General features: G+C 61.0%; 29 protein-coding genes. 16 read left to right on the top strand and 13 right to left on the bottom strand.

The features are described from left to right. Positions 1-73: 73 nt before the first annotated feature. Together ACSQ3F_RS19110 and ACSQ3F_RS19105 are read right to left on the bottom strand one after the other, a co-directional pair. Positions 74-1357 (bottom strand): dihydroorotase, encoded by a 1284-nt coding sequence (locus ACSQ3F_RS19110; RefSeq protein WP_436101657.1) that lies wholly within the window; start codon positions 1355-1357, stop codon positions 74-76. After that, positions 1354-2295 (bottom strand): aspartate carbamoyltransferase catalytic subunit, encoded by a 942-nt coding sequence (locus ACSQ3F_RS19105; protein ID WP_436101656.1) that lies wholly within the window; start codon positions 2293-2295, stop codon positions 1354-1356. Before ACSQ3F_RS19105 ends, ACSQ3F_RS19110 begins: the two co-directional genes overlap by 4 nt. A gap of 172 nt (positions 2296-2467) precedes the next feature. On the opposite strand from ACSQ3F_RS19105, the gene ACSQ3F_RS19100 reads away from it, so the two are divergent. The 3 genes from ACSQ3F_RS19100 (at position 2468) to ACSQ3F_RS19090 (ending at position 4980) form a co-directional block, all read left to right on the top strand. After that, on the top strand, positions 2468-2653 hold the full coding sequence (locus ACSQ3F_RS19100; protein WP_436101655.1) for a hypothetical protein: 186 nt from the start codon (positions 2468-2470) through the stop codon (positions 2651-2653). A gap of 23 nt (positions 2654-2676) precedes the next feature. After that, positions 2677-3249, top strand: coding sequence for a hypothetical protein (locus ACSQ3F_RS19095; RefSeq protein ID WP_436101654.1), 573 nt, complete (start codon positions 2677-2679; stop codon positions 3247-3249). Between the two features lie 81 nt (positions 3250-3330). Then, positions 3331-4980 (top strand): acyl-CoA dehydrogenase family protein, encoded by a 1650-nt coding sequence (locus ACSQ3F_RS19090; protein WP_436101653.1) that lies wholly within the window; start codon positions 3331-3333, stop codon positions 4978-4980. Here ACSQ3F_RS19090 and ACSQ3F_RS19085 read toward each other — a convergent pair. Further along, positions 4962-5897, bottom strand: a complete 936-nt coding sequence (locus tag ACSQ3F_RS19085; protein ID WP_436102190.1) for an AEC family transporter — start codon at positions 5895-5897, stop codon at positions 4962-4964. The two genes, ACSQ3F_RS19090 and ACSQ3F_RS19085, sit on opposite strands and share 19 nt — an antisense overlap. A 172-nt stretch (positions 5898-6069) precedes the next feature. On the opposite strand from ACSQ3F_RS19085, the gene ACSQ3F_RS19080 reads away from it, so the two are divergent. After that, complete coding sequence (locus ACSQ3F_RS19080) at positions 6070-6225, top strand: hypothetical protein (RefSeq protein WP_436101652.1); 156 nt, start codon at positions 6070-6072, stop codon at positions 6223-6225. Then, a complete protein-coding gene (locus ACSQ3F_RS19075) occupies positions 6222-6566 on the top strand; it encodes a DUF6105 family protein (RefSeq protein ID WP_436101651.1) in 345 nt (114 codons plus the stop codon). The genes ACSQ3F_RS19080 and ACSQ3F_RS19075 overlap by 4 nt, the downstream gene beginning before the upstream one ends. Here the strand turns inward: ACSQ3F_RS19075 and ruvX are convergent. Continuing rightward, positions 6503-6997: a Holliday junction resolvase RuvX gene (gene ruvX, locus ACSQ3F_RS19070; RefSeq protein WP_436101650.1), complete on the bottom strand. Its 495-nt coding sequence runs from the start codon at positions 6995-6997 to the stop codon at positions 6503-6505. The two genes, ACSQ3F_RS19075 and ruvX, sit on opposite strands and share 64 nt — an antisense overlap. 82 nt (positions 6998-7079) lie before the next feature. On the opposite strand from ruvX, the gene ACSQ3F_RS19065 reads away from it, so the two are divergent. The 5 genes from ACSQ3F_RS19065 to ACSQ3F_RS19045 all read left to right on the top strand — a co-directional run bounded on the left by ACSQ3F_RS19065 (position 7080) and on the right by ACSQ3F_RS19045 (position 10758). Then, the gene (locus tag ACSQ3F_RS19065; RefSeq protein ID WP_436101649.1) at positions 7080-7784 is read left to right on the top strand and encodes a metal-dependent hydrolase; all 705 of its coding nucleotides are present in this window, start codon (positions 7080-7082) and stop codon (positions 7782-7784) included. A 115-nt stretch (positions 7785-7899) separates the two neighbouring features. Next, positions 7900-8187 (top strand): Asp-tRNA(Asn)/Glu-tRNA(Gln) amidotransferase subunit GatC, encoded by a 288-nt coding sequence (gene gatC, locus ACSQ3F_RS19060; RefSeq protein WP_436101648.1) that lies wholly within the window; start codon positions 7900-7902, stop codon positions 8185-8187. 47 nt (positions 8188-8234) lie between these two features. Then, positions 8235-9716, top strand: a complete 1482-nt coding sequence (gene gatA, locus ACSQ3F_RS19055; RefSeq protein ID WP_436101647.1) for an Asp-tRNA(Asn)/Glu-tRNA(Gln) amidotransferase subunit GatA — start codon at positions 8235-8237, stop codon at positions 9714-9716. Continuing rightward, positions 9707-10186 (top strand): GNAT family N-acetyltransferase, encoded by a 480-nt coding sequence (locus tag ACSQ3F_RS19050; protein ID WP_436101646.1) that lies wholly within the window; start codon positions 9707-9709, stop codon positions 10184-10186. The genes gatA and ACSQ3F_RS19050 overlap by 10 nt, the downstream gene beginning before the upstream one ends. Positions 10187-10248: 62 nt before the next feature. Beyond that, positions 10249-10758, top strand: a complete 510-nt coding sequence (locus ACSQ3F_RS19045; RefSeq protein ID WP_436101645.1) for an N-acetyltransferase family protein — start codon at positions 10249-10251, stop codon at positions 10756-10758. Positions 10759-10830: 72 nt separating this feature from the next. Here the strand turns inward: ACSQ3F_RS19045 and ACSQ3F_RS19040 are convergent, their stop codons facing one another. After that, positions 10831-11088 (bottom strand): YjhX family toxin, encoded by a 258-nt coding sequence (locus ACSQ3F_RS19040; protein ID WP_436101644.1) that lies wholly within the window; start codon positions 11086-11088, stop codon positions 10831-10833. 220 nt (positions 11089-11308) lie between these two features. Next, positions 11309-11629, bottom strand: a complete 321-nt coding sequence (locus ACSQ3F_RS19035) for a DUF1294 domain-containing protein (RefSeq protein ID WP_436101643.1) — start codon at positions 11627-11629, stop codon at positions 11309-11311. 145 nt (positions 11630-11774) lie between these two features. Here ACSQ3F_RS19035 and gatB point away from each other — a divergent pair, with 145 nt between their 5' ends. The 4 genes from gatB (at position 11775) to ACSQ3F_RS19015 (ending at position 14965) form a co-directional block, all read left to right on the top strand. Next, positions 11775-13277: an Asp-tRNA(Asn)/Glu-tRNA(Gln) amidotransferase subunit GatB gene (gene gatB, locus ACSQ3F_RS19030; protein ID WP_436101642.1), complete on the top strand. Its 1503-nt coding sequence runs from the start codon at positions 11775-11777 to the stop codon at positions 13275-13277. A gap of 3 nt (positions 13278-13280) precedes the next feature. Continuing rightward, entirely contained in the window at positions 13281-13778 is a 498-nt protein-coding gene (locus tag ACSQ3F_RS19025; protein WP_436101641.1) for an N-acetyltransferase family protein, read from the top strand. A gap of 211 nt (positions 13779-13989) precedes the next feature. After that, positions 13990-14385 (top strand): NADH:ubiquinone oxidoreductase subunit NDUFA12, encoded by a 396-nt coding sequence (locus ACSQ3F_RS19020; RefSeq protein ID WP_436084418.1) that lies wholly within the window; start codon positions 13990-13992, stop codon positions 14383-14385. A gap of 214 nt (positions 14386-14599) precedes the next feature. Next, entirely contained in the window at positions 14600-14965 is a 366-nt protein-coding gene (locus ACSQ3F_RS19015; RefSeq protein WP_436102189.1) for a DUF2155 domain-containing protein, read from the top strand. Between the two features lie 15 nt (positions 14966-14980). Here the strand turns inward: ACSQ3F_RS19015 and aat are convergent, their stop codons facing one another. The 5 genes from aat to ACSQ3F_RS18990 form a co-directional block, all read right to left on the bottom strand. Then, complete coding sequence (gene aat, locus ACSQ3F_RS19010; RefSeq protein WP_436101640.1) at positions 14981-15595, bottom strand: leucyl/phenylalanyl-tRNA--protein transferase; 615 nt, start codon at positions 15593-15595, stop codon at positions 14981-14983. An 8-nt stretch (positions 15596-15603) separates the two neighbouring features. Continuing rightward, on the bottom strand, positions 15604-16947 hold the full coding sequence (gene accC, locus ACSQ3F_RS19005; RefSeq protein WP_436101639.1) for an acetyl-CoA carboxylase biotin carboxylase subunit: 1344 nt from the start codon (positions 16945-16947) through the stop codon (positions 15604-15606). 10 nt (positions 16948-16957) lie between these two features. Continuing rightward, on the bottom strand, positions 16958-17425 hold the full coding sequence (accB, locus tag ACSQ3F_RS19000) for an acetyl-CoA carboxylase biotin carboxyl carrier protein (protein ID WP_436101638.1): 468 nt from the start codon (positions 17423-17425) through the stop codon (positions 16958-16960). Between the two features lie 22 nt (positions 17426-17447). Continuing rightward, positions 17448-17894: a type II 3-dehydroquinate dehydratase gene (gene aroQ, locus ACSQ3F_RS18995; RefSeq protein ID WP_436101637.1), complete on the bottom strand. Its 447-nt coding sequence runs from the start codon at positions 17892-17894 to the stop codon at positions 17448-17450. 125 nt (positions 17895-18019) lie between these two features. Then, positions 18020-18787: a DsbA family protein gene (locus tag ACSQ3F_RS18990; RefSeq protein ID WP_436101636.1), complete on the bottom strand. Its 768-nt coding sequence runs from the start codon at positions 18785-18787 to the stop codon at positions 18020-18022. A 268-nt stretch (positions 18788-19055) separates the two neighbouring features. Here ACSQ3F_RS18990 and ACSQ3F_RS18985 point away from each other — a divergent pair, with 268 nt between their 5' ends. Next, complete coding sequence (locus ACSQ3F_RS18985) at positions 19056-20168, top strand: pyridoxal phosphate-dependent aminotransferase (RefSeq protein ID WP_436102188.1); 1113 nt, start codon at positions 19056-19058, stop codon at positions 20166-20168. Positions 20169-20336: 168 nt separating this feature from the next. On the opposite strand, the gene ACSQ3F_RS18980 is transcribed toward ACSQ3F_RS18985, so the two are convergent. Together ACSQ3F_RS18980 and ACSQ3F_RS18975 are read right to left on the bottom strand one after the other, a co-directional pair. Further along, positions 20337-20552, bottom strand: a complete 216-nt coding sequence (locus ACSQ3F_RS18980; RefSeq protein ID WP_436101635.1) for a hypothetical protein — start codon at positions 20550-20552, stop codon at positions 20337-20339. Positions 20553-20713: 161 nt separating this feature from the next. Beyond that, on the bottom strand, positions 20714-23554 hold the full coding sequence (locus ACSQ3F_RS18975) for an Rne/Rng family ribonuclease (protein WP_436101634.1): 2841 nt from the start codon (positions 23552-23554) through the stop codon (positions 20714-20716). 826 nt (positions 23555-24380) lie between these two features. Between ACSQ3F_RS18975 and ACSQ3F_RS18970 the strand changes: the two genes are divergently transcribed. Beyond that, complete coding sequence (locus tag ACSQ3F_RS18970; RefSeq protein WP_436102187.1) at positions 24381-25565, top strand: N-acetylmuramoyl-L-alanine amidase; 1185 nt, start codon at positions 24381-24383, stop codon at positions 25563-25565. Positions 25566-25703 lie beyond the last annotated feature (138 nt).

The following is a 25703-nucleotide window of genomic DNA, read 5'->3' as shown; positions in this document are numbered from 1 at the left end:
CCGCTTGTCCTTCTCCCCGTTCACGGGGAGAAGGTGCCCGCAAGGGCGGATGAGGGGCAACCCGCACGCTCAATCAAAGCGAATGGACCAGTTTTCCTGCAACATAGGTTTGAACCGCCCGGCCGGTAAAGCGGGCATTTTCGAAGGGTGTGTTTTTCGAGCGGGAAACGATGGCGTCCTTCGAGACGATCCAGGGCTCGTCGAGATCGATCAGCGTGATGTCCGCCTTGGCGCCTGGCTTCAGCGTTCCTGCGTCGAGGCCGAAAATCTGGGCGGGCCGCGTGGACAGGGCATCGATCAGTCGCATCAACGGCACGTCGCCGCTGTGGTACAGGCGCAATGCTGCAGCCAGCATCGTCTCCAGGCCGATCGCGCCATCGGCGGCGTCGGCGAAGGGCAGGCGCTTGGTGTCGACGTCCTGCGGATCGTGCGAGGAAACGATGATATCGATGGTACCATCGGCAAGCGCCTGGACCATGGCCACGCGGTCGTCTTCGCCGCGCAAGGGCGGTGAGAGCTTGAAGAAGGTCCTGTATTCGCCGATGTCGTTCTCGTTCAGCGTCAGATGATTGATCGATATGCCGCAGGTGACGTTGGCGCCGCGCTTGCGGGCGGTTGCAATCGCCTCGGCGGATTCGGGCAGGGAAATCTTGGCGGCGTGATAGGCCGCCCTCGTCAGGCCGGCGATGCGCAGGTCGCGCTCGAGCGGGATGATCTCGGCTTCGCGCGGCACGCCGGAGAGGCCGAGCCAGCTGGCAAGCAGCCCTTCGTTCATGACGCCGCCTGCGCCGAGATATTGGTCGCGGGTTTCAAGCGCGATGACGGCGCCAAACTCGCGGGCATAGGTCATGGCACGGCGAAGGACGAGCGTGTCATGGACCGGCTGCCGGCCGTTGGTGAAGCAGACGGCGCCCGCCTCGCGCAACAGGCCGAATTCGGTCATTTCCTCGCCGTCGAGATGCTTGGTGAGCGCCGCCGCCGGATAGACATTGACCAGCGCCTTGTCGCGCGCCGCCTTCTGCACGAATTCGACCAGGGCGATGTCGTCGATGACCGGATCGGTATCCGGCATGGTGATGATCGAGGTGACGCCGCCGGCGGCGGCTGCACGTGATGCGGATTCGATGGTTTCGCGATATTCGCCGCCGGGCTCGCCGACGAAGACGCGGGCATCGACAAGGCCAGGGACCGCGACGAGGCCGCTGCAATCCCTGACTTCGGCACCTTTCGGAGCGCCCTGGGCGGTCTTGCCAGCAGCACGGATAACGCCGTTTTCGATAATAATGGATCCGGTCTCGTCGAGGCCGCGCGAAGGGTCGATGATGCGGAGGTTTTTCAGGACAAGCGAATTGGTCATGCGCGCGGCCCCTGGTTCTGCGAGAGAAGAAGCGTTTCCATCACCGCCATGCGCACCGCGACCCCCATCTCGACCTGTTGCTCGATCACGCTCTGAGGCCCGTCGGCGATTTCCGAGGCGATCTCGACGCCGCGGTTCATCGGGCCTGGGTGCATGACGAGCGCATCGTCCTTGGCAGCTTTCAGCTTTTCGGCGTCGAGCCCGTAATAGCGGAAATATTCGCGTACCGAGGGCACGAAGGAGCCGGCCATGCGCTCGCGCTGCAGGCGCAACATCATCACCACATCGGCGTCCTTCAGGCCCTCCGCCATGGAGTGATAGACCTCGGCGCCCATATCGGCGATGCCCGAGGGCAGAAGCGTCGAAGGGGCGACGACGCGGACGCGGGCGCCCATCTGGTTCAGAAGCAGGATGTTGGAGCGGGCGACGCGCGAATGCAGCACGTCACCGCAGATGGCGACGATGATGCGCGACAGCTTGCCCTTGGCGCGGCGAATGGTCAGCGCGTCGAGCAGCGCCTGCGTCGGATGCTCGTGCTGGCCGTCGCCGGCGTTGACGACGGAGCAGGAAACCTTTTGTGCGAGGAGGGCGGCGGCCCCGGCCGAGGAGTGGCGCACGACCAGTACGTCCGGATGCATGGCATTCAGCGTCATCGCCGTATCGATCAGCGTCTCGCCCTTCTTCACCGACGAATTGCTCACCGACATGTTCATGACATCAGCGCCGAGGCGCTTTCCGGCGAGTTCGAAGGAGGATTGCGTCCGGGTCGAGGCTTCGAAGAAGAGGTTGATCTGCGTCAGCCCGCGCAGCGTCGAGGTCTTCTTCTCTCTCTGGCGGGAAATCTTGACGGCTTCGTCTGCCCGGTCGAGCAGAAGCGTGATGTCCTGTTCCGTCAGGCCCTTGATGCCGAGCAGGTGGCGATGCGGAAAAAAATCCATGGGAAGCCGCCTCATATGGTGAAGTTGCGTGGGTCTATAATGACTGTGGGGCGAACCGGCAAGGCGACGATGCGATATTGAAGAAATCGCGATCAGGTCTCCATTACTTGCGAACAAACCGCTTGCTTTCGCAAAAGCAAATAGCCACTTTACTTCCATGGCAAAACAGAACGTGAAAAAGCAGCTTTCTGGTTCGGCGGACTTCGGCACCCCGGCGTCTTTGGCCCGTTTTCGTAAAAATGCGGACGAGTTTACAAAAAAGCATACGTCTTCACGAGAAGCAGCTTTGGCTGTTTTGAAAAGGGCGGGAATAACGACCGCCTCTGGTAAGTTGTCGAAGCGTTTCTCTTCCAAATAATGCAAAGGCTGTCGACCAGTTTCGTGCTCGGCTATCATGGCTGTGACGCTGCCGTTGCCGAAGATTTGCTGGCCGGAAAGCCATTCAAGAAAAGCGAGAATCGTTATGATTGGCTCGGCCCTGGAATTTACTTCTGGGAAGCGAACCCTCAAAGGGGCCTGGATTTCGCTATCGAATTGTCGGGTCGAAAAAAGTCATCAATCAAACAACCTGCGGTGATTGGCGCAGTCATCGATCTTGGTTTGTGTCTTGATATGACCACCTTGGATTCGATTGAGCGTGTTCGCAAGGCGCATCATTCGTTTGTCAGCACTATGAAGACCGCCGGCACAGCTTTACCGGAAAATAGCGCAGACCTGATGCGAAGAGACTTGGACTGCGCTGTCATCAACTGGCTCCATTTCATGTTGGAATCAGAAAATACCAAAATCGACTCAGTTAGAGGCGTCTTCATAGAGAAAGATCCGATCTACGCTCAGTCCGGTTTTTATGAAAAAACACATATTCAAATTGCAGTCTGCAATTCAGTCTGCATCAAAGGCGTATTCCGTGTTCCAGAAACTCAACTCCTTCATTGGACATCGCACGACGAGTGATGCAAACAGGGTTAGATGTGACCGTGCATATCTATATGGAAGCACGTTTCCCATAACCGAAACATGCGCTAAAAGCGCCCGATGACTCTGAACCGCAACGAACAAAAACTCGCCGAACTGAACCAGCCGAAACCCTGGTCGGGTATCAACGCATTTCGCTCCGATCCGCTGGTGGTCGACATCGCCGCATCGATGCCGCGCCCGTTGCGCGATGATTTCGAGGCAATCGGCCGCTACGTCACCTCGCCGGAGGCGCAGGACCTGGCGCGCATGGCCAATGAGGGCGTGCCGAAGCTGCGCACCCACGGGCCGCGCGGCGAACGCCTGGATGTCGTTGAATTCCACCCCGCCTGGCACGCGCTGATGCGCCGGTCGATGACATCGGGCCTGCATGCCTCGGCCTGGGAAAACATCGCCGACGAACGTGGGCGCTCGCACAAGGCGCGGGCGATCCGCTTTTACCTGACGGCGCAGCTCGAATGCGGCCATCTCTGCCCGCTGACCATGACCAGCGCCTCCGTGGCGGCGATCTTGGCTTCGCCGGCCGTTCAGAAGGAATGGGCGCCAAAAATCCTGTCGCGGAAATATGATTCGTCCAACCGTCCCTGGATGCAGAAGTCGTCGGTCACCATCGGCATGGGCATGACGGAAAAGCAGGGCGGTACGGATGTGCGTGCCAACACCTCGACGGCCGAGCGGGTCGGAGAGGGCATCTACCGGCTCAACGGCCACAAATGGTTCATGTCGGCGCCGATGAGCGACGCCTTCGTGATGCTGGCGCAGACGCGCGACGGGCTCGGCTGTTTCCTTGTGCCGCGTCTTCTGGAGGATGGGTCTGCGAACGGCCTGCGCTTCCAGCGGCTGAAGGACAAGCTCGGCAATCGTTCGAACGCCTCGTCCGAAGTCGAATTCTCCGACACCTTCGGCTTCGTGCTTGGCGCTCCCGACGCCGGCATCCGCACCATTCTCGACATGGTGACGCTGACGCGGCTCGATTGCGCCTTGGCATCGGCCGGCATGATGCGTGCGTCACTTGCCGAAGCCGTGCATCATGTGCGTGGCCGCAGAGTGTCCGGCAAGACGCTGATTGCCCAGCCGATGATGACCCGGGTTCTGGCCGACATGGCGCTGGACGTCGCCGCGGCAAGTGCCTTGTCCTTCCGTCTCGCCGAAGCCTTCGACAAGGCCCGCGACAGCGCCGAGGACGCGGCCTATGCGCGGATCATGACGCCGGTCGCGAAATACTGGAGCTGCAAGATCGCGCCGGCGCTGATCTACGAGGCGATGGAATGCCTTGGCGGCAGCGGCTATGTCGAGGAGCGGCCGATCGCCCGGCATTATCGCGAGGCGCCGGTCAATGCGATCTGGGAAGGCTCCGGCAATGTCATGGCGCTTGACGTGCTCAGGGTGCTGACACGCGGCAAGGATCTGTTTGAGCTGTTGTTCCAGATGATCAGCCGCGATCTCGGCCCGTCTGCCAAGAAGACCGTCGATGTGCTGCGGGCGGCGATGTCACTCTGCGAGCGCGACGAAGGCGCGGCGCGTATGTTGGTCGAGCAGTTGGCGCTCGCTGCCGCCGCCGCCGAACTCTATCGGCTCGGGGCAGGGCGAATTGCCGACGCCTTTCTTGAATCCCGTCTCGCTGCCGGCTGGCGCTCGACCTACGGTATGCTCGATTCGCGCTTCGATTCCGCCTATATCGTCGATCTGCTTTATCCGGCGGCGATATAGCCGGTAACGGTCAGTACCAGCGGAATGGTGAAGAACGAGACGACCGTCTGAACGGTGGCGACAGCCGCGTAGAGCGGCGCGTCGCCGCCCATCTGCTTGGCGAGCAGATAGCCGTTCATCGCGGTCGGCACGCTGGCGCCAAGCGCGATCACCAGCAGGCTGTCGCCGCGAATGCCGAGAGCATAGGCTGTGCCGACCATGAAGACCGGCATGATGACTAGCTTCAGGAAGACGGCGAGAAGCGCGACAAGGCTCGGCCGCAACGCATCGGAAACCTTCAGACCCGCGCCGACCATGACGAGACCGAGGCTGAGCGAGGCGCTGGCCAGCATCTCGATGGCGGTCAGCACCGGTCCGTAGACCGGGATCCCCGACGCATTCAGCACGATGCCGAGCGCCGAGGCGACGATCAGCGGATTGGTCGCGATCTTGAAGGCGAAGAATTTCAGACCCTTCGGCCCGCCGTTGAAGCCGATGAGAACGCCGACATTGTAGAGATTGATCGGGATGATCACCAACGTCATCACCAGCGCCGTCAGGCTGAGCCCGGGCGGGCCGTAGAGCTTCTGCGCGATGGCGAGTGCCATGAAGCCGTTCCAGCGCGTCGCCGTCTGGAAGATGGATGTGAAGGCGGCGGACGAGACGTGGCGGGCACGAAGCATCGGCCAGAGCAAAAGGAGCGCTGCCGACATCAGCGTGACGCTGCCGATCGTCGCCAGCGCCGTCGCATCCGTCTTCATGCCGGCAAAGTCGGCTGTCGCCAGCGTCGAGAACAGAAGGGCAGGGAACAGGATGTAGTAGCCGAGCTGCTCCAGTCCCTCCCAGAGCGTCAGATCGATCAGCGGAGACCGCTTCAGCCAGACGCCCAGCGACACGAGCAGGAAGATCGGCAGGATGCTTTCGAAGATGATCGTCATGAAGGGGCCTGAAGGAGGGGAGAGACCCATCGATAGACCCTTGTCCACAGGACGGCAACCGCTTCGTCCGGAAATTAACCTTAACGGATGGTTTACGTTGCGCGGCTGGGGTTAAGGGGCAAGAGTGGGGCGTGAAGACAAATTTAACGATTTCCGGAATGGAGCACGTTCGGTGAGAACTGGCTTGACGATCATCATGATGATGTTTTTTGCGATCCTCGCGCTCGATCTGACGATCCCCGCCGTCATTCTGGTCGGCGCCATGGCTCTCGACTGGGCATCGTTGCAGTTGAAGCGCGGCATGATGATTGAGGGGAGAGCGGCATGAAGTGGTTCCTGATCCTTTGGGCTTGCCCCGTCATCCTCCTCACCGGTTGGTACGGCCTTTCCTATTACGACATGAGCTTCGGCATCTTCATGCTGACCCGTCAGGCGCATGATCTCGTCTTCGCCGTTTATGGCCACGTGCTCGGCCTGCCGCCGGAAACCATCCCGCCGCTTGTCGCCCGCGCCATTGCTTTCGACAGCCTGATCGTCTTTGCGATCATCGTTTTCCGCAAACGCCGCGAGATTCGTGCCTGGTTAAACACCCGCTTTCCGGCAGTTCAGTCCGCCGAATCCGAGGCCTCTGCTTTCGCCAAGGATGTCAACCTGTCGAGCGCGCCCTGAAGAATGAAGGAGGCGGCGGCCGAATCGATCCGGTCGGCGCGTTTCTTCCGAGAGACATCCATCTCGATCAGCACCCGTTCCGCCGCCACCGTCGAAAGCCGTTCGTCCCAATAGATGAAGGGAATGTCGGTCTTCTGCGCCATGTTGCGCACGAAGGCCCTGGTTGCCTGGGCGCGCGGCCCCTCGGAACCATCCATATTGATCGGCAGCCCGATGACGAAGGCGGCGATCTTCTCCCTGGCCGCCATGGCAAGCAGCGCTTCGGCATCGATGCCGAACTTCACCCGCTTGATCACCTCGCGCGGCGTCGCGAACCGCCGGCCGAGGTCGGAGACGGAAATGCCGATCGTCTTGGTACCGAGATCGAGCCCGCCGATCGGCTGGCCGGGCAGGAGGTTGAATGCGAGTTCGTCTATCGTGAGAACAGCCATGTGATTTGCCGATTCTGTCTTTAAGGATTAGTCGGGTGATCCATATCCGCATCCAGCCGACAAATCACCAAGGAGTATTTTCATGAAGATCAAATGGCTCGGACATTCCGCCTTCCATCTGGAAACCGCCAAGGCGAAGATCCTGATCGATCCGTTCTTCACCGGCAATCCCTCCTTCGACGAGTCCACGCGCAAGGATGCTGCAGCCGGGCTTACGCACATTTTGCTGACCCACGGCCATGGCGACCATGTCGGCGATACGATCGCGCTGGCCAAGGAAACCGGCGCAACCGTCGTCGCCAACTTCGATCTCGCCGTCTGGCTCGGATCGCGCGGCGTCAAGGCGCTCGAAATGGGCAACACCGGCGGCACCATTCATCTCGACGGCTTCTCGACCACCTTCGTCAACGCGCTCCATTCGTCGGCGCAGATCACCGAGGATGGCGTGTCGCATTCACTCGGCCACGCAAACGGGCTGGTCCTGCATTTCGAAGACGAGCCGGCGCTCTACCACATGGGCGACACCGACATCTTTTCCGACATGGCGCTCATCAATGAGTTGCACCAGCCGGAAATCGGCCTTGTGCCGATCGGCGATCGCTTCACCATGGGCGGGGCCGTCGCGGCACTCGCCTGCCAGCGCTTCTTCAAGTTCGCAACCGTGTTGCCCTGCCATTATGGCTCGTTCGGCATCATCGACCAGACGGCCGACACATTTGTCGCGGCGATGGACGGCGGAAAGGAGAAGGTCGAGGTTCCGGCCGTCGGCGGTATCGTCTCTTTCTAGCCTCTCTCACCCTGCGGAAATGCCCGAAGAGGTGAGCGACGCGGAAATTCCCCCGTTGCGTGCCCGGTGCTTGGTCATTATAGCGGGTAGGAAATTTCGTACTCGGAGAATATCCATGTCAGTTGATCTCGCCACCGTGAAGCGCGTCGCGCGCCTTGCCCGCATTGCCGTCAGCGAAGAGGATGCGCAGCGCATGACCGGCGAGTTGAATGGCATCCTGGGTTTTGTCGAGCAGCTCTCCGAGGTGAATGTCGATGGCGTCGAGCCGATGACCTCGGTGACGCCGATGGAGATGAAAAAGCGGGCGGATGTCGTCACCGACGGCGACAAGGCGGATGACATTATCGCCAATGCCCCGAACGAGGACCGGAATTTCTTCCTGGTCCCGAAAGTCGTCGAATAAGCCCTTCGTCGCTCCCGCCCGAACGCCTCTGATTTTGAAAGCCTGCCATGACCGACCTGACCCGCCTGACCATTGCTGAAGCGCGCACCAAACTCAGCTCCAAGGACATCACCGCCGTCGAGCTGACGGAGGCCTATATCGGGGCGATCGAGGCGGCCAATGGCGCTCTGAACGCCTATGTCGTCACAACGCCGGAAAAGGCGCTCGACATGGCGAAGGCCTCGGATGCCCGCATTGCTGAGGGCAAGGCTGGCGCACTGGAGGGCATTCCGCTGGGCATCAAGGATTTGTTCGGCACCGAAGGCATCCACACCCAGGCCTGCAGCCATATCCTCGACGGTTTCAAGCCGCGCTATGAATCGACCGTTACCCAGAACCTGTGGAACGATGGCGCCGTCATGCTCGGCAAGCTCAACATGGACGAGTTCGCCATGGGCTCGTCGAACGAGACCTCCTATTACGGCCCGGTGATCAACCCGTGGAAGGCCACCGGCTCGAACCTTGATCTGGTTCCCGGCGGTTCCTCCGGCGGTTCAGCAGCGGCTGTTGCGGCTTTCCTCTGCGCTGGCGCGACCGCGACCGATACGGGCGGCTCGATCCGCCAGCCGGCCGCGTTTACCGGCACCGTCGGCATCAAGCCGACCTATGGCCGCTGCTCGCGCTGGGGCATCGTCGCCTTCGCCTCTTCCCTCGACCAGGCAGGCCCGATCGCCCGTGACGTGCGCGATGCTGCGATCCTGCTGAAGTCCATGGCGAGCGTCGATCCGAAGGACACCACGTCCGTCGATCTGCCGGTGCCGGATTACGAAGCCTCGCTCGGCCAATCGCTGAAGGGCATGAAGATCGGCATCCCGAAGGAATACCGCGTCGACGGCATGCCGGAGGAGATTGAAACGCTCTGGCAACAGGGCATCGCCTGGCTGAAGGACGCCGGTGCCGAGATCGTCGATATCAGCCTGCCGCATACGAAATACGCGCTGCCGGCCTATTACATCGTCGCTCCGGCCGAAGCCTCCTCCAACCTTGCCCGTTATGACGGTGTTCGCTACGGCCTGCGCGTCGACGGCAAGGATATCGCCGACATGTACGAGAAGACCCGTGCCGCCGGTTTCGGCCAGGAGGTCAAGCGCCGCATCATGATCGGCACCTACGTGCTGTCGGCCGGCTACTACGACGCCTACTACCTGCGCGCCCAGAAGGTCCGCACGCTGATCAAGCGCGACTTCGAACTGGCTTTCCACGCAGGTGTCGATGCGATCCTGACGCCTGCCACCCCATCCTCCGCCTTCGGCATCGCCGACGAGGACCTGGCGTCCGATCCGGTCAAGATGTACTTGAACGACATCTTCACGGTGACGGTGAACATGGCGGGACTTCCGGGTATCGCCGTCCCCGCCGGCCTCGACCACAAGGGCCTGCCGCTCGGCCTGCAACTGATCGGCAAGCCGTTCGAGGAGGAAACCCTGTTCAAGACCGCGCATGTCATCGAGCAGGCGGCCGGAAAATTCTCGCCGCAGAAGTGGTGGTAACCATCCGATCCGCCGTCGCAGCCGATGCGGCGGTGATCGCGCGAATCAGCCTGGAGGCCTTTGCCGCCAATCCGGTTGAGCCGAACTGGAGTTCTGTGGAAGTCCTGAACGGTGCTCGCCGTGTTTTTGCAGAAATGTCCGCCAAATGCACCCCGCACGCGATAATCGCGGAGATTGACGGCGATATCGCGGGCTGGTGCGGCGTCATCGCCGCGCATGGTGAAATCGCCGATCTTTGGGTGTCACCGCGGTTTCAGCGTCGAGGGATAGCCACAGCATTGGTGGCAGAAGCGTGCCACCTTATCCGAACCAAAGGCGGCTCGGTCGCGGTGCTCGAAACCCATCGGGACAATTCGGCAGCTTTGGCTTTTTATCGTCGAACGGGATTCGATATCTGCTGGCAGGCGCCGGTCGAATGGGATGTGGTCGGTGCCGTTGTGGAAAAGGTGGGGCTGCGCAAATTCCTTTGATCGGCACCGGTCTGGCCAAGTCTCGCTTCGAACGTTCTATTGGAGTGGAAGGGAGCCACTCAATGGCCGAAATCCGTCCAGCGCGCGAAGAAGAAGTCCTTGTCTTGACGGCGATCGGGCTCGAATCCTGGGAGAAGGCCGTTTCGGGTGTCGCCGATGCGCCAGCGATGCGCCGCGTGGCGGAACTGGCGTTTCTTTCCTTTCTGCGGTCGAAGTGGTTTTCGGTCAGTGTCATCGAGCTCGACGGCCAAGCTGCCGGCTGGGCCGCGCGTGAAGACAATGACGGCCATATCTCCGATCTCTGGATAAGGCCCGCGGCGCAACGGAACGGCCTTGGCTCCGTCCTGCTTGCCGAACTGGAGCGCCGTATTCTCGCCGAAGGGTTCGAAGCGGCCGTCATCAAGACCCATGCGCAAAATGTCCCGGCAATCGGCTTCTTCCGCAAGCACGGATATTCGATCAGCTGGCTTTCGACCACCTATGCGCCAAAACTCGACAGGGACGTCGAGTCGGTCGGGATGAGCAAGTCGCTGGAAGAGCCTGCCGCTCAATCGGGCCAGCAGTGGTTTTGAGCTGAACGGCAGCGCATCACCTTGTTTTGAAATCCGGCGAGAGCGGAATTCGCACTCGCCGGTATTTTCCTGTCAGCGGTTGTTCAACTGCGAGCGCACGAGAACGAGACCGCGTTGAGTGATCCGGTAGGGCTTGCCGCCGGATGATGAGATTGCCTTCTTTCGCTTCAGCTTGCGAAACATCTCCAGACCGAAGCCCGGGTAAAGCCAGCCGTCGCGGGTGAAGCATCGGGCACCGTCGATCGATTTGCCATCCGAGCGGATGATTTCGATGCGGCCGCCCTGGGCCATGAGATGCAGAATACGCTGTTCGTCGCGTGAAATGTCCATTGATGGTGAGTTCCGAAAGGCGTTCGGCTGAACGCATGAAAACGGGTCTGGCGTTCGATCGAACGTCAGGGCTTCGTTTTCCGGCCCTTGCGCGCAAAGCAATTTTGCGGGCAGGGCCCTCAGGCAATCTCAGACGAGGAGAACATCAAAACTCCATAAGGACGGCCGCTTTTAGCGCAAGGACGTCGAAATCGTCAAGAATACCAGTGGCGGCCGGTGGTTAGCGCGCGAGAGCGGTCGCTGCAGCAAGTGCCATGGGAGCCCAAAGCGGCGCGGAAAGCCACGCGACGAGGCCAACGACGTGCATCGCGCAGATGAGCATCAGCTGCGTCCGAAACGGTTCCTTGCGCGTCTTGTGACGCAAGAGCCGCTGCGCCGCGACGGCGCCCGGGCTGCCGCCGATCAGCGCGAGGCAGAGCAGCCGGCTTTCCGGCACGCGCCATTGCCCTTTGCGGGCGGCGTCCTTGTCCCACCAGAAGACGCAAAAGATGATGAGATTGATCAAAAGGACGATGAGGGCGACGGTCAGGCTTTGTGTCATGGCCCATCTTGGCAAACATATCTGAACGGACCGCAAACGCCTCCGCGGACTGCAATACGTTACGTGGGACGCGACAAGCCTTGCACCCCCCAGCCAATTGTTCTACCGAGAAGATCACGATTTCGAGCTTACAGAAGAGCATTCCATGACCATTGTCGATGTCCGCATTTCCGATCCGAAACGCTATATTCCAGGCGCCACCGGCGACTGGGAAATCATCGTCGGCATGGAAGTTCATGCCCAGGTGACCAGCAATTCGAAGCTGTTCTCGGGTGCGTCCACGACCTTCGGCAATGCGCCGAACTCCAACGTCTCGCTGGTTGATGCCGCCATGCCCGGCATGCTGCCGGTCATCAACGAGGAATGCGTCAAGCAGGCGGTGCGCACCGGGCTTGGCCTGAAGGCGCAGATCAACAAGCGCTCGATCTTCGACCGCAAGAACTATTTCTATCCGGACCTGCCGCAGGGATACCAGATTTCTCAGTTCAAGGACCCGATCGTCGGTGAGGGCAAGATCATCATTTCGGTCGGCCCCGATCGGCAGGGCCAGTTCGAGGATGTCGAGGTCGGCATCGAGCGGCTGCATCTGGAGCAGGATGCCGGCAAGTCGATGCACGACCAGAACCCGACCATGTCCTATGTCGACCTCAACCGCTCGGGCGTGGCGCTGATGGAAATCGTTTCCAAGCCCGACATGCGCTCCTCGGACGAAGCCAAGGCCTACATGACCAAGCTGCGCTCGATCGTGCGCTATCTCGGCACCTGCGACGGCAACATGGACGAGGGCTCGATGCGCGCCGACGTCAACGTCTCGGTGCGCCGTCCGGGCGAGGGGTTCGGCACGCGCTGCGAGATCAAGAACGTCAACTCGATCCGGTTCATCGGCCAGGCCATCGAATACGAAGCCCGCCGCCAGATCGGCATTCTCGAGGACGGTGGCACGATCGATCAGGAAACCCGCCTGTTCGATCCGAACAAGGGCGAGACGCGGTCGATGCGCTCCAAGGAAGACGCGCATGACTACCGCTATTTCCCCGATCCGGACCTTCTGCCGCTCGAATTCGATGACGCCTTCATCGAGGATCTGAAGGCGCATCTGCCGGAATTGCCGGATGACAAGAAAGAGCGTTTCGTGCGCGAACTCGGCCTGTCGGTCTATGATGCCTCCGTACTCGTCTCGGAAAAGGCGATCGCCGACTATTTCGAGGCCGTTGCTGCCGGCCGTGACGGCAAGATCGCCGCCAACTGGGTGATCAACGACCTGCTGGGCGCCTTGAACAAAGCCGGCAAAGGCATTGAAGAAACTCCGGTTTCCCCCGCCCAGCTTGGCGGTATTCTCGACCTGATCAAATCGGAAGTCATCTCCGGCAAGATCGCCAAGGACCTGTTCGAAATCGTCTGGAACGAGGGCGGCGATCCGGCAGAACTGGTCGAATCGCGCGGCATGAAGCAGGTGACCGACACCGGCGCCATCGAAAAGGCGGTGGACGAGATCATCGCCGCAAACCCGGACCAGGTCGCCAAGGTTCAGGCCAAGCCGTCGCTTGCCGGCTGGTTCGTCGGCCAGGTCATGAAGGCGACCGGCGGCAAGGCCAACCCGCAGGCCGTGCAGGCTTTGGTCAAGGCAAAGCTCGGGCTCGAGGAGTAGCCTGTGTTCTTCGTTCGCACAGCTTCGGAGCGCGATCTTGCCAAGGTGAGTGCGCTTCTTGGCGAAACATGGCACGCCACCTATGATGCGCTTTATGGCGCCGACAAGGTCGGAGAGCTAACGGCGAAATGGCATTCGGTGCTGGCGCTGAAGGCCCGGCTCGCGCGCAAGAATGCGGAATTCGTCGTGGCGGACAACGGCAAGGACATCGGCGGCATGGCGTATGCCGCCATGTCCGAGACCCTCAAGAAGGGCGCGATCCTGCATCAGCTCTACGTCCTGCCAAAATTTCAGCGTCAGGGCATCGGCCGCGACATGTTCGCCGAGCTCGAAACCTGCTTTCCCGATGCCGAATTCATGCAGCTCGAGGTCGAGCCGGAAAACCATGCGGCCGTCGCTTTCTATGAGGCACATGGTTTCGTGAAAATCGGCGAGACGGCAAATTGTGGCGATGGCCAGTCCTGCATCCCGGCGATCATCATGGAAAAGCCGCTCGGCTGAGCAGTCTGCAGACGTTGTTCCGTGTTGATGTCACGGTTCGTTCGTCTACAGCGGGGCTGGCTTCTCCCCCTCTCATCTCGGCTTCAAGATCCGCTTGAAATGACGCTGCGGCAACGGAATCACTGGACATCGGGCAGGCTGCGCGGCATAAGCGGAACAGCACTCTAGGATATCCCGCGCGGTTGTTTTGGCGCGGTCAAGGACGGACATCATGAAGTCTCTGCTGCAGATTTTTACCTGGTGGAATGGACAGACGATCGGCACGCGCTTTCATACCTGGCGCTTCGGCAAGCGGGTCGGCGAAGATGCCGCCGGTAACGTCTATTATGAGGGCGGCAAGGATTCCGAAGGCCGTACCCGCCGCTGGGTGATCTACAACGGTTATGCCGATGCGTCCGCCATTCCGCCGGGCTGGCATGGCTGGATGCATCACCGCACCGACGTTTCGCCCGCCGACGAAAACTATCAGCCGCGCGAATGGCAGAAGCCGCATCGTGTGAACGCCACCGGCACGGCCGATGCCTATCGTCCCCAGGGCTCGATCAGCAAGAACGGCGAGCGTCCGCGCGTGACCGGCGATTATGATGCCTGGACGCCACGTTCCTGAGCCGAATTTTAAGGCGGGGCCTTTCCTGACTTTCGATTGCACCCGGGGCACCATGCCTCGGCCACATTTCATGTTTAGCGCCTGATACCCGGTACTTTGATCGGGATCGCGCGGGAGACGGGCGTAAATGGTAGTTTCAAATCAGCGAATTGAGATGCGCCGGGCCTTTGCGGCGGCTGCCCTGTTCGCGATTGCCGGTGCCTCGCTTCTGTCCATGACCGCGGCTGCTGAGGCCGCGCGGATCACCAATCCGGTCGCAGTCTTTTCCGGCATCGACAAGATCACCGGCCGCATCACCACCTTTGACGTCTATATCGGCGAGACCGTCCAGTTCGGCGCGCTGCAGGTAACGCCACGCGTCTGCTACAGCCGTGACGATACCGAGGCGCCGAAGACCGACACTTTCGTAGAGGTGGACGAGATCACCCTCGACCGCAAGATCCGCCGCATCTTCACCGGCTGGATGTTTGCCGACAGCCCCGGCCTGAATGCGGTCGAGCACCCGGTCTATGACGTCTGGCTGAACAGCTGCAAGGCAAAGTCCGACCTGCCGCCGCCGGACGCTGCGGCCAGCCAGTAGACAACGCCCCGATTTTCAGAATTTGATGTGCGGCGAGGCGATGGCGCGCGCCAGCATCTTTTCGTAGCGCGCTTTGGGCACGTCGATGGCGCCGAAGCTTTTCAGGTGTTCGGTGGTGAATTGCGTGTCGAGCAGCGTGAAGCCGCGCTCGCGCAGGCGCTCGACCAGATGGACGAGGCAGATCTTCGAGGCGTCCGTGCGGCGCGAGAACATGCTTTCGCCGAAGAAGGCCGAACCGAGCGAAACCCCATAGAGCCCCCCGACCAGTTCCTCGTTTTCCCACGCCTCAACGGAGTGAGCGTGTCCCATGCCGTGCAGCGTGGCATAGAGCGAGCGGATTTTGGCGTTGATCCAAGTGGTCGGCCGGTCGGGGGCAGGGGCAGCGCAGCCTTCCATGACCTCTTCGAAGGCCGTGTCGTAGCGGATATCGAAGGGCGCCCGCCTTACCGTTTTCGCCAGCCTTTTCGAAACGTGGAAGTTATCGAGCGGGATGACGCCGCGCAATTCCGGCTCCACCCAGAAAAGCTCCGGATCGTCGGCCGAATCGGCCATAGGGAAAAGGCCGATGGAATAGGCCCGCAACAGCAAATCCGGGGTGATGTCCGGTTGCCTGCTGCGGGTCCCTTTCATTCAAAACCTCATTCGGACGGCTGGGCCAGATAGTGCTCCAGCCAGTGGATGTCGTAATCGCCGTTGGCGATGTCCTGATTGTTGATCAGGTCCTGGAACAGCGGCAGCGTCGTCTTGATGCCGTCGATGACGAATTCGTCCAGCACGCGGCGCAGGCGCATCATGCATTCGACGCGGGTACGCCCATGCACGATCAGCTTGCCGATCAGGCTATCGTAATAGGGCGGGATCCGGTAGCCCTGATAGGCGCCGGAATCGACGCGCACGCCAAGACCACCGGGCGCATGGAAATGCGTGATCGTGCCGGGCGAGGGCACGAAGGTGCGCGGATCCTCGGCATTGATGCGGCATTCGATGGCATGACCGGAGAAGACCACTTCGTCCTGCGTTATAGACAGGCCGGCGCCGGAAGCGACGCGGATCTGCTCGTGCACAAGGTCGATGCCGGTGATGGCCTCGGTTATCGGATGTTCCACCTGCAGGCGGGTGTTCATTTCGATGAAGTAGAACTCGCCGTTCTCGTAGAGGAACTCGATGGTGCCGGCGCCGCGATATTTCAGCTTGCGCATGGCCGCGGCGCAGACTTCGCCGATCTTCATCCGCTGCTCGACGTTGAGCGCCGGGGAATTGGCTTCTTCCCAGACCTTCTGGTGGCGGCGCTGCAGCGAGCAGTCGCGCTCGCCGAGATGGATGGCATTGCCTTCACCGTCGCCGATGACCTGGATTTCGATATGGCGCGGCTTGCCGAGGTATTTTTCCATATAGACGGCGTCGTTGCCGAACGCAGCCAGGGCTTCGGAGCGCGCCGTGGAAACCGCTTCGGACAGATCGTCCTCGTTGCGGGCCACCTTCATGCCGCGTCCGCCGCCGCCGGCCGTCGCCTTGATCAGCACGGGGAAGCCGATTTCGCGGGCGATCGCCAGCGCGTTCTCGGGCTTCACCTCGCCGGCGGAGCCGGGAACGACGGGAATGCCAAGCGACTTGGCGGTCTCCTTCGCCGTGATCTTGTCGCCCATGATGCGGATGTGATCGGCGGTCGGACCGATGAAGGTGATGCCATGCGCGTCGAGGATATCGGCGAACTTGGCATTCTCGGACAGGAAGCCATAGCCCGGATGCACGGCATCGGCGCCGGTGATCTCGCAGGCCGCGACGATCTGATGGATGTTCAGATAGCTGTCGCGCGAAGGCGGCGGGCCGATGCAGACGCTCTCGTCGGCAAGGCGGACATGCATGGCATCGGCGTCGGCCGTGGAATGAACGGCGACTGTCGCAATTCCGAGTTCCTTGCACGCGCGCAGGACCCGGAGGGCGATTTCGCCGCGATTGGCGATGAGGATCTTGGAAATCATCTGTGATGGCCTATTCGATGATGATCAGCGCTTCGCCGTATTCAACCGGCGCACCGTCTTCAACTAGGATTTCGACCACCCGGCCGGAGCGCGGCGCCGGAATCTGGTTCATCGTCTTCATGGCTTCGATGATCAGGATGGTCTGGCCTTCCTTGACCGCGGCGCCGGCTTCAACGAAGGGGCGCGAACCCGGAGCCGGCGACAGGTAGACGGTGCCAACCATCGGCGCGGTGACGGCGTTCTTCGATGCCCTTGCGCTTTCCGCAGCGGTGGCCTGGGCCATAGCGGCTGAAGCAGCCTGAACCGGTGCTGCCATGGCCGGAACCGGAGCGGAGACGTATTGCGGTGTCCCGGCGCGCGATACGCGGATACGCAGGTCTTCCTGTTCCACTTCGATTTCGGTGAGATCGGTTTCGTTCAGGATGTTGGCGAGATCGCGGATCAGCGTCTGGTCGATGCCGGGTTTCTTGTCAGCCATGGATGAGAGCCTCGTGTTCTTTTTATTTCGTCTGTTGCGTGAGTGTCTTTAGCGCATTGAGCGCGAGAATGTAACTGTCGGCGCCAAAGCCGCAAATCACGCCCTTTGCCGCCGGAGCAAGCATCGACTTGTGCCGGAATTCTTCGCGGGCGTGGACATTGGAAAGGTGCACTTCGATGACCGGGATGCCGATCGCCTTTGCGGCATCGTGCAACGCGATCGACGTGTGGGTATAGGCGCCGGCGTTGACGACAATGCCCTGCGCCACGCCTCCCGCCTCGTGAAACCAGTCGACGAGGTCGCCCTCATGGTTGCTCTGGTGGCAGATGACGTCGAGACCGAGCGTCTTGCCATGTTCCACGCACATCGCCTCGATATCGGCCAGCGTCTGCCCCCCATAGATGCCAGGCTCACGTTTACCGAGCGCGTTGAGGTTGGGGCCGTTCAGCACGAAAATTGTCGATGGCATAGGGGATCGGGTCCGATAATCGAGCGTTACCTATAGACGGATGGCTCCGTGAGGAAAAGCCCTACGGCCCCTCGCGGCTTTTGTCCACAAGCGATAACGCCCGGCCCTGCCGGCAAAATCAGCGTTCAGCAGACGGTCTTTCCACAAGCGCGGACATTCGCGACCTTCGTTTCCAGTTCCTCTGCGCCGACGGCACCGAAAACGGCCTCCCGGCCGACGACATAGGAGGGCGTGCCGGTGATGCCGAGACTATTGGCAAGCGTATAGGCTTCCTTGACCGCGTCGTCATTTGAGGTCTCGTCCATCCTCTTGCGAAGGTCGGCTTCCGCCACGCCGAGCTTGCCGGCAACGGCGATCGCCGTTTCCTCGGTCGCGCGCTCCTCGCCGCCGAGCAACGCGCGGTGGAAATCGCCGTATTTCTCCGGTGCAATGTCGCGGAAGGCGGCGCTCACCTTGTGCGCGGCGATCGAATCCGGTCCGAGGATCGGTAGTTCCTTCAGCACGAAACGGACATTCTTGTCTTTTTCGAGAATGGTTTCCATGTCGGACAGGGCGCGTTTGCAATAACCGCAATTGTAGTCGTAGAACTCGACGATGGTCACGTCGCCGTTTGGATTGCCGAGCGTGACGTCATATTTCGACTGGAAAATCGCCTTTTCATTGTCGCTGATGGCAGCTTCCGCCTGCTGCAGTTGCTCGTCGGCCTGCTTCTTCTTCAGCGCCTGCTGCGCTTCCAAAAGGATTTCCGGATTTGCGACGAGGTATTCCTTGATGAACGCGCCGATCTCCTGCTTCTGCTTGTCATCCAGCGCGTGCGCTCCTTGAGGCAGCGCAGCCGTCGCCGAAAGCAGGATGAGCGTTGCGGCGATGATCTTTCGAGCGTTGAATACCATGTCTTCCTCGTAGCCTTTTTTCTGTGTTCGGTCTGTCGTTCAATTGCCGAGGCGGGGTCAACAGGCTTGTTTGAAAGACAACAGAATTTCTGCAGCCAGCATAGGGGCGCGCGGTGCCAAACGAAACTGCAAAATCGGCGGAAATGCGGCGCTCGCGCACTTGTGAAGCCCATTGCGATCAGGCACATGGCTTGCAGAGATCAAAAACGTCGAGGATGTGCTGTTGAAGCCGCTTTCCACCCGCAGCTCCGTCGAACCCTTCCACGCCATGGACGTCCTAGCCGAGGCAACGAAACGCCGTGAGGCCGGATATCCGGTTATCTCCATGGCTGTCGGGCAACCGAGCCATCCGGCGCCGAAGGCCGCATTGGAAGCTGCGCGCGCGGCACTCGTGCACGGGCGGTTGGGCTATACGGATGCGCTTGGAACTTCGTCGCTCCGGATCGCGATCGCCAAGCACTATCGCACGCGCTACGGCGTGGAGGTCGATCCGCAGCGGGTCGCGGTGACGACGGGATCGTCGGCGGGCTTCAATCTGGCGTTTCTGGCCCTGTTCGATCCCGGCGACTGCGTTGCAATCGCCCGGCCGGGCTATCCGGCCTACCGCAACATCCTGGCAGCGCTCGGCCTGACGGTTGTTGAAGTCGAGGCGGATGCCGAAAGCGGGTTCACGCTGACGCCGCAAAGTCTCGAGGCTGCCGCGGCAAAAGCCGGAAAACCGCTGAACGGCGTTCTCTTGGCAAGTCCTGCCAATCCGACCGGCACTGTCACGGGCAGGGCGGGCCTGAAGGCACTGGCCGATTACTGCCACGACCGTGGCATCGCCTTCATCTCCGACGAGATCTACCACGGCCTGACCTTCGCCGGCGAGGAGACGACCGCGCTCAGCGTCACCGATGAGGCAGTGATCATCAATTCCTTCTCGAAATACTATTGCATGACCGGCTGGCGGATCGGCTGGATGGTACTGCCGCAAACGCAGGTGCGCGCCTTCGAGCGCATCGCCCAGAGCCTCTATATCTCGCCGCCGGAACTGTCGCAGATCGCCGCCGAGGCTGCCCTTGGCGCCGAGGCCGAGCTCGACGTCTACAAGGCATCCTATGCGGCCAACCGCGACCTCCTGTTGAAACGCCTGCCCGAGATCGGCTTTTCCATTGCCTCGCCGATGGACGGCGCCTTCTACGCCTATGCCGATGTCAGCCGGTTCACCAATGACAGCATGGCGTTTGCCAGGAGGATGCTGGCGGAAATCAACGTCGCGGCAACGCCAGGGCTGGATTTCGACCCGCTCGAAGGGCACCGCGCGATGCGGTTTTCCTATGCGGGCGCCGAGGCCGACATGGCCGAGGCGATGGATCGCATCGCCCGCTGGCTGGCGTAATTATCGAACGATATCAGATGATTGCTGGATTTTTCGGATTCAGATAGTGATGATGCTGAATCAAACTGTGAAGCGCGGAGCCGCTTCGCGTGCGCCGGCGCCTGAGGCCTGCGATGCGCGCCCAACGGACGCGCAATGGTTTGATATCCTCTATGAAGACAGTAGGCCTCAGCGGCAAATGCGGACTTTCCGGACTACCGGCTTGCCCCGGTCGTCAACCGAACGGATTTTCCGAACCACGCAGATTGGCTCAAAGGCGGTGTCATAGCTCTTGTAATAATAGTCATTGAAGCGTTGGCGGCTGTAGCTGTCGGCGTGGAATGATGCTGCCAAGGAAACCGCCGGGACGGCGGCAAGGGCCGCGGCGATAACGAAGCGACGCATGATTGTCTCCTCCGGTTGACGTCGGACGAGCCCATCTCGTCGACGGCGGTACAATCCCATCAGAGCGGTATTTTCGCTGTTCCTTATGAAACAGGAACGGGCACAAAAAAACCGGCCAGTCGCCTGGCCGGTTTTTTCAGTTTCGGTTTTTCAGATGTCGCTCAAAAGAAGCCGCGCTTCTGCCACCAGCCGCCCTTCTTGGGCTTCGGCGGTTCGTCGCCGTCTTGATTGGCGGTGGATGATTTTACCACGGGTTCGCTGGCGATCGAATCGATGTCGCGGTTGGCACGAACCGGCTTGGTCTCCTCAAGGGAAGCTGCTGCCTTTTCGACTACGGGTTCCTCAGCGACAGCGACGTCCTGCGGCTGTGCTTCGATAGCTGCCTGGGCCTCTGCATCGGCGGTCGCGACAGGAGCTTCCTCAACGGGGGCTTCCTCAAGAGCGGCGGCTACGGCTTTCTTGCTGCGGCCGCGCTTCGGCTTGGCGGGTTTTGCCTCTTCTACGGCGACGACAGGCGTCTCGGACACCTCTTCGATTGCCGCAGCCGGTACAGCAGCCTCGGTATCGAGGGCAGCCGATACTTCGGGTTCAATCTCCGCCCCTTCATCACCCTCCATGTCGGCGCCAGCAGCGAGGTTTTCGCCTTCAGCCTCGTCCGGCCGGTTGCGTCGGCCGCCACGCTTGCCGCGGCGGCGGCGCTTGCGCTTCTGGCGTTCTTCCTCGCTCAACCCGGCATTCTGAGCATCATCGGCAGCGGCCTGTGCGGCATCGTCGTCGCCGTCGTCCTCGTCGCCGTCCTCATCCGACATGTCGTCGGAGGTGGCGCCGGCTTCCGTGGACGTTTGTTCACCGTTCGGGCCAGTGCCCCGACCACCACGACGCCGGCGGCGGCGCTTGCGCTTGCGGTTGCCCTGGTCGTCGCCCTGTGCGGCCGGCTCGCGCTCGGCGCGCTCAGCCTTGGCCTCAACCACGACTTCTTCTTCGTCCTCGATATCCTCTTCGATGATGATGTCATCGTCTTCGTCGGGCTCGGGTTCGAAGTGGATGATCTGCTCGATCTTGACCGGATTTTCGACGGCTTCGCCGCGATCGATGGCGAAATGCTGCGCGCCGACATGGGCGTCCGCCTCGATGATGATCTGAACGCCGAAACGCTCTTCATAATCAACGATCGTGCCGCGCTTGTGATTGAGCAGGTAGAGCGCGATATCCGGCGTCGTGCGCACGGTGATGTTGTGCGTGGTGTTCTTCAGCAAATATTCTTCGACGCCGCGCAGGACATGCAGGGCGACGGAAGACTGCGAACGCACATGGCCTGTGCCATTGCAATGCGGGCAGGTCTGCATCGTCGATTCGAGAACGGACGCGCGGATGCGCTGGCGCGACATTTCGAGCAGGCCGAAATGCGAGATGCGGCCAACCTGGATGCGAGCCCGGTCGTTCTTCAGATGATCCTTCAGACGCTTCTCGACAGCGCGGTTGTTGCGCTTTTCTTCCATGTCGATGAAATCGACGACCACGAGACCGGCAAGGTCGCGCAGGCGCAGCTGGCGCGCGACTTCCTCGGCGGCTTCGAGGTTGGTCTGGAGCGCGGTGTCCTCGATCGAGTGCTCGCGGGTCGAGCGGCCGGAGTTGACGTCGATCGCCACCAGCGCTTCGGTCTGGTTGATGATGATGTAGCCGCCGGACTTCAGCGTCACCTGCGGCACCAGCATGCGGTCGAGTTGGGCTTCGATGCCCGACCGCGAGAAGATCGGGTGAACATCGCGATACGGCTGAACCACCTTGGCGTGGCTCGGCATCAGCATCTTCATGAAGCCCTTGGCTTCCTTGTAGCCTTCCTCGCCGGCAACGATGATCTCGCTGATATCCTTGTTGTAAAGGTCGCGGATCGAGCGCTTGATCAGGCTGCCTTCTTCATAGACGAGGCAGGGAGCGGTCGAGGACAGCGTCAGCGTGCGGACGTTTTCCCACAGGCGCATCAGATATTCGAAGTCGCGCTTGACCTCGACCTTGGTGCGGTTGGCACCGGCGGTGCGCAGGATGACGCCCATGCCCTGCGGCACGTCGAGCGCGCGGGCGATTTCCTTCAGGCGCTTGCGGTCCGGCAGGTTGGTGATCTTGCGGGAAATGCCGCCGCCACGCGCCGTGTTCGGCATCAGTACCGAGTAGCGGCCGGCGAGCGAAAGGTAGGTGGTGAGTGCCGCACCCTTGTTGCCACGTTCTTCCTTTGCCACCTGCACGAGCAGGATCTGCCGGCGCTTGATGACTTCCTGGATGCGGTACTGCTTGCGCGGCTTGCGAACCTGACGGTCCGGCACTTCTTCCATCGCGTCTTCTGCGCCGACGGATTCGATGACTTCCTTCTCTTCTGGATGACCATCGTCGTCGTCATCATCATCGGAGTTGCGGCGGCGGCCGCGCGTCTCTTCCGAGATGCTGTCGGCATCGACCATGGCGGCCATCTCGCCGCGCGAACCTTCATCGTCCTCGGCGTCGGAGACTTCCGCGGCGGCTTCTGCCGTCTCGGCTGCCGCCTTCTTGGTCCGGCGCGGGCGCTTCGCCTTTGCCTTCGGCTTTTCCTCGTTTGCGGCTTCAACCGGCTCGGCGGCCTCGACAACGGTTACTTCCGTTGCAGCTACTGTTTCCTCATCGGAATCGGGGCCGAGATCCGTGCCCGTCTCGACGTGTTCGATATCGTCATCGCGGCGCGCTTCCTCGGCTTCGGCCTTTAGCAGTGCCTGCCGGTCGGCGAGCGGGATCTGGTAGTAGTCGGGGTGGATTTCGGCGAAGGCCAGAAAGCCGTGGCGATTGCCGCCGTAGTCGACGAAAGCCGCCTGCAGCGACGGCTCTACGCGCGTGACTTTCGCGAGGTAGATGTTGCCGCGGATCTGTTTCTTGTGTTCGGATTCGAAGTCGAATTCTTCTATGCGGTTTCCGCGTACGACAACGACGCGCGTCTCTTCAGCGTGAGACGCATCGATAAGCATTTTCTCTGCCATGTAAGTGGTGCTCCTCGGCGCAACCGAGAAACGGCAGGAAAATCGCGCCCCGGAGGACACGTTCCATACAGCTCAGGTTTTTCGCCGGATGTGAATATTCCTGCATGGTCGGGGAGATGGTCCAACAGCCAGACGGCAGCCGGAACGGTTTCGTTCCGGGGCCTGTTTACTTCTGACCGATACTGCTGAGACAACGTCAATGACCAAACAAGAATGCCAATGTACTAGGCCCTTAAAGGCCCGATGAATGTGCCCGGTCACGGGCTTTCGGTGATCGTCACCATAAACGCACCGGCCACCGCCGGAATTTCACGATTCAGTATGCCAGGAGAAGGTGGAGCGACGGCGGATGAAGCGCGACTGCTTGTCCGAGACATGACCCACGTTGAACCGGTCTTACCCGGTTCCGATCACACTCTGGCGCCAGGGCTTCAAAAACCCGTTGGCTGCCGGTCGTCGATTCTATCCCGTCAACACTTTCTACCTGTGAAGCTTTTATGTTTTCTATGTCACAATGGCAAGGGAAAAGCCGGAACGGCCATAATATTGATTGATTCGCTTGTCGGGGTATGCACCGCCAGGATGCGGGTTTTGGCAGCTTCGGGGCATGGTTTTCGGTGCGGCGACCGGTGGCCGGAGGTGTTTGCCGCGTTTGGCAAGGTTCGGTTAACCATATGGGGTCATGGATGATCGGAATGGCAACCGGTGGTGTGCATGGCCAGCTCCTGGATCAGGAGGCCGTGTCAGAGTTGTCCGTGATGCGCCGATCGCGCATCCGGCGAAGCGTTGGCGACAAGGAAAAGCGGGTTTGATCCTATCTGCGATGATGCGGCAATGGCTGCTGGGGCTTTTCGTCCTGTGCTCGGCGCTGGGCGCGCAAGCCGCCGAAGCGCCGTTGCTCGCTTATGGCGCACGGATCGCGGGTGATGACGCCCGTACCCGGGTCGTGATCGATTTCGACAAGAAGCCGGTCTTCTTCGTTCACTACGTCGCCAACCCGACGCGCGTCATCGTCGATTTGCCCGAAACGTCCTTCGGATTGAAGCCGGAGGACCTTGCGGCACGCGGCCTGTTTACGGAAATCCGCTATGGCGCCATGGGCGCCGGCAGCGCGCGTGTCGTGCTGACGGCAAAGAAGCCAGTGGAGATCACCGTCGCGGATGTGAAGGCCGACGAGGAGGGCAGGGGCTTCCGGCTGGTACTCGATGCGGAGCGTGTGACCGACGAGCGCTTTTCGGGGCTCCTTGAGGAGCAGAAATGGACGGGTGCCGTCACGGCCACCAAAACGGGCCGAGTCGTCGAACCGCCGGCTGCAGGAGAATTTGTGATCGCCGTCGATGCCGGGCATGGCGGCATCGATACCGGCGCGATCGGCTCGGAAACCAAGATGGAGGAAAAGAGCGTGACGCTCGCCTTCGCCGGCGAACTGGTGGAGACGCTCAACAAGGAAACGGGTGTCAAGGCGTTCCTGACGCGGGAAAAGGACGAGTTCCTGTCCTTGCCGGAGCGGGTGCAGATTGCCCGCCAGCACGGCGCTAACCTGTTCATTTCCGTGCATGCCGATACGCTCAGGCAGCGCGATATCCGCGGCGCGACCATTTATACTATCTCCGACAAGGCGTCCGACCATCTGGCGGCCAACCTCGCCGAGCGCGAAAACCTGTCCGACGAGATTGCCGGAATTACGTTGAAGAGCGAACCCGCCGAGGTTGCCGACATCCTTATCGATCTGACGCGCCGCGAGACGCAGGCGTTCTCGGTCAATCTGGCGCGCTCCGTGGTCTCGTCGTTCGAGGGGCAGATCAACCTCATCAACAATCCCCACCGTCATGCCGGCTTCCGGGTCTTGCAAGCGCCCGACGTTCCGTCGATCCTGCTTGAGCTCGGTTTTTTGTCCAACAAGCAGGACGAGAAACTGCTGGTCGATCCGGTCTGGCGCAAGAAAGTCGCGGGCCTTTTGGCCGGTGCGGTGCGCAACTATCGGGGCGGGTCGGTGGCAAATGGCGGTTAAGGCATGGTCGTGGAGCATGCGCCTTGATCTGTTTCCCTGTTTTCCAAAGCCATAACGTTTGATGTGATTTGTGTCGCTGAAGTAACAGCGATATCGTTTTCAAGGGGATGCGCGTGTTTAATACGCCGAAAGCCCTAT

It is taken from the genome of Pararhizobium sp. LjRoot238, from assembly GCF_964252955.1.
Lineage (GTDB): Bacteria > Pseudomonadota > Alphaproteobacteria > Rhizobiales > Rhizobiaceae > Pararhizobium.
This window is presented reverse-complemented; position numbering and strand designations above follow the sequence as displayed.

What these genes read in the sequence shown, in the direction of transcription:
- ACSQ3F_RS19045 (WP_436101645.1), top strand. Translation starts at nt 10,249, where the DNA reads ATGGCCGAAATCCGTCCAGCGCGCGAAGAAGAAGTCCTTGTCTTGACG.
- ruvX (WP_436101650.1), bottom strand. Translation starts at nt 6,997, where the DNA reads ATGGCTGTTCTCACGATAGACGAACTCGCATTCAACCTCCTGCCCGGC.
- ACSQ3F_RS19040 (WP_436101644.1), bottom strand. Translation starts at nt 11,088, where the DNA reads ATGGACATTTCACGCGACGAACAGCGTATTCTGCATCTCATGGCCCAG.
- ACSQ3F_RS19090 (WP_436101653.1), top strand. Translation starts at nt 3,331, where the DNA reads ATGACTCTGAACCGCAACGAACAAAAACTCGCCGAACTGAACCAGCCG.
- ACSQ3F_RS19015 (WP_436102189.1), top strand. Translation starts at nt 14,600, where the DNA reads ATGACCGCGGCTGCTGAGGCCGCGCGGATCACCAATCCGGTCGCAGTC.
- ACSQ3F_RS19110 (WP_436101657.1), bottom strand. Translation starts at nt 1,357, where the DNA reads ATGACCAATTCGCTTGTCCTGAAAAACCTCCGCATCATCGACCCTTCG.
- gatC (WP_436101648.1), top strand. Translation starts at nt 7,900, where the DNA reads ATGTCAGTTGATCTCGCCACCGTGAAGCGCGTCGCGCGCCTTGCCCGC.
- accC (WP_436101639.1), bottom strand. Translation starts at nt 16,947, where the DNA reads ATGATTTCCAAGATCCTCATCGCCAATCGCGGCGAAATCGCCCTCCGG.
- ACSQ3F_RS18975 (WP_436101634.1), bottom strand. Translation starts at nt 23,554, where the DNA reads ATGGCAGAGAAAATGCTTATCGATGCGTCTCACGCTGAAGAGACGCGC.
- ACSQ3F_RS19105 (WP_436101656.1), bottom strand. Translation starts at nt 2,295, where the DNA reads ATGGATTTTTTTCCGCATCGCCACCTGCTCGGCATCAAGGGCCTGACG.
- aroQ (WP_436101637.1), bottom strand. Translation starts at nt 17,894, where the DNA reads ATGCCATCGACAATTTTCGTGCTGAACGGCCCCAACCTCAACGCGCTC.
- ACSQ3F_RS18990 (WP_436101636.1), bottom strand. Translation starts at nt 18,787, where the DNA reads ATGGTATTCAACGCTCGAAAGATCATCGCCGCAACGCTCATCCTGCTT.
- ACSQ3F_RS19020 (WP_436084418.1), top strand. Translation starts at nt 13,990, where the DNA reads ATGAAGTCTCTGCTGCAGATTTTTACCTGGTGGAATGGACAGACGATC.
- ACSQ3F_RS18980 (WP_436101635.1), bottom strand. Translation starts at nt 20,552, where the DNA reads ATGCGTCGCTTCGTTATCGCCGCGGCCCTTGCCGCCGTCCCGGCGGTT.
- ACSQ3F_RS19035 (WP_436101643.1), bottom strand. Translation starts at nt 11,629, where the DNA reads ATGACACAAAGCCTGACCGTCGCCCTCATCGTCCTTTTGATCAATCTC.
- ACSQ3F_RS19065 (WP_436101649.1), top strand. Translation starts at nt 7,080, where the DNA reads ATGAAGATCAAATGGCTCGGACATTCCGCCTTCCATCTGGAAACCGCC.
- ACSQ3F_RS18970 (WP_436102187.1), top strand. Translation starts at nt 24,381, where the DNA reads ATGCGGCAATGGCTGCTGGGGCTTTTCGTCCTGTGCTCGGCGCTGGGC.
- aat (WP_436101640.1), bottom strand. Translation starts at nt 15,595, where the DNA reads ATGAAAGGGACCCGCAGCAGGCAACCGGACATCACCCCGGATTTGCTG.
- ACSQ3F_RS19085 (WP_436102190.1), bottom strand. Translation starts at nt 5,897, where the DNA reads ATGACGATCATCTTCGAAAGCATCCTGCCGATCTTCCTGCTCGTGTCG.
- accB (WP_436101638.1), bottom strand. Translation starts at nt 17,425, where the DNA reads ATGGCTGACAAGAAACCCGGCATCGACCAGACGCTGATCCGCGATCTC.
- ACSQ3F_RS19075 (WP_436101651.1), top strand. Translation starts at nt 6,222, where the DNA reads ATGAAGTGGTTCCTGATCCTTTGGGCTTGCCCCGTCATCCTCCTCACC.
- gatB (WP_436101642.1), top strand. Translation starts at nt 11,775, where the DNA reads ATGACCATTGTCGATGTCCGCATTTCCGATCCGAAACGCTATATTCCA.
- ACSQ3F_RS18985 (WP_436102188.1), top strand. Translation starts at nt 19,056, where the DNA reads ATGGACGTCCTAGCCGAGGCAACGAAACGCCGTGAGGCCGGATATCCG.
- gatA (WP_436101647.1), top strand. Translation starts at nt 8,235, where the DNA reads ATGACCGACCTGACCCGCCTGACCATTGCTGAAGCGCGCACCAAACTC.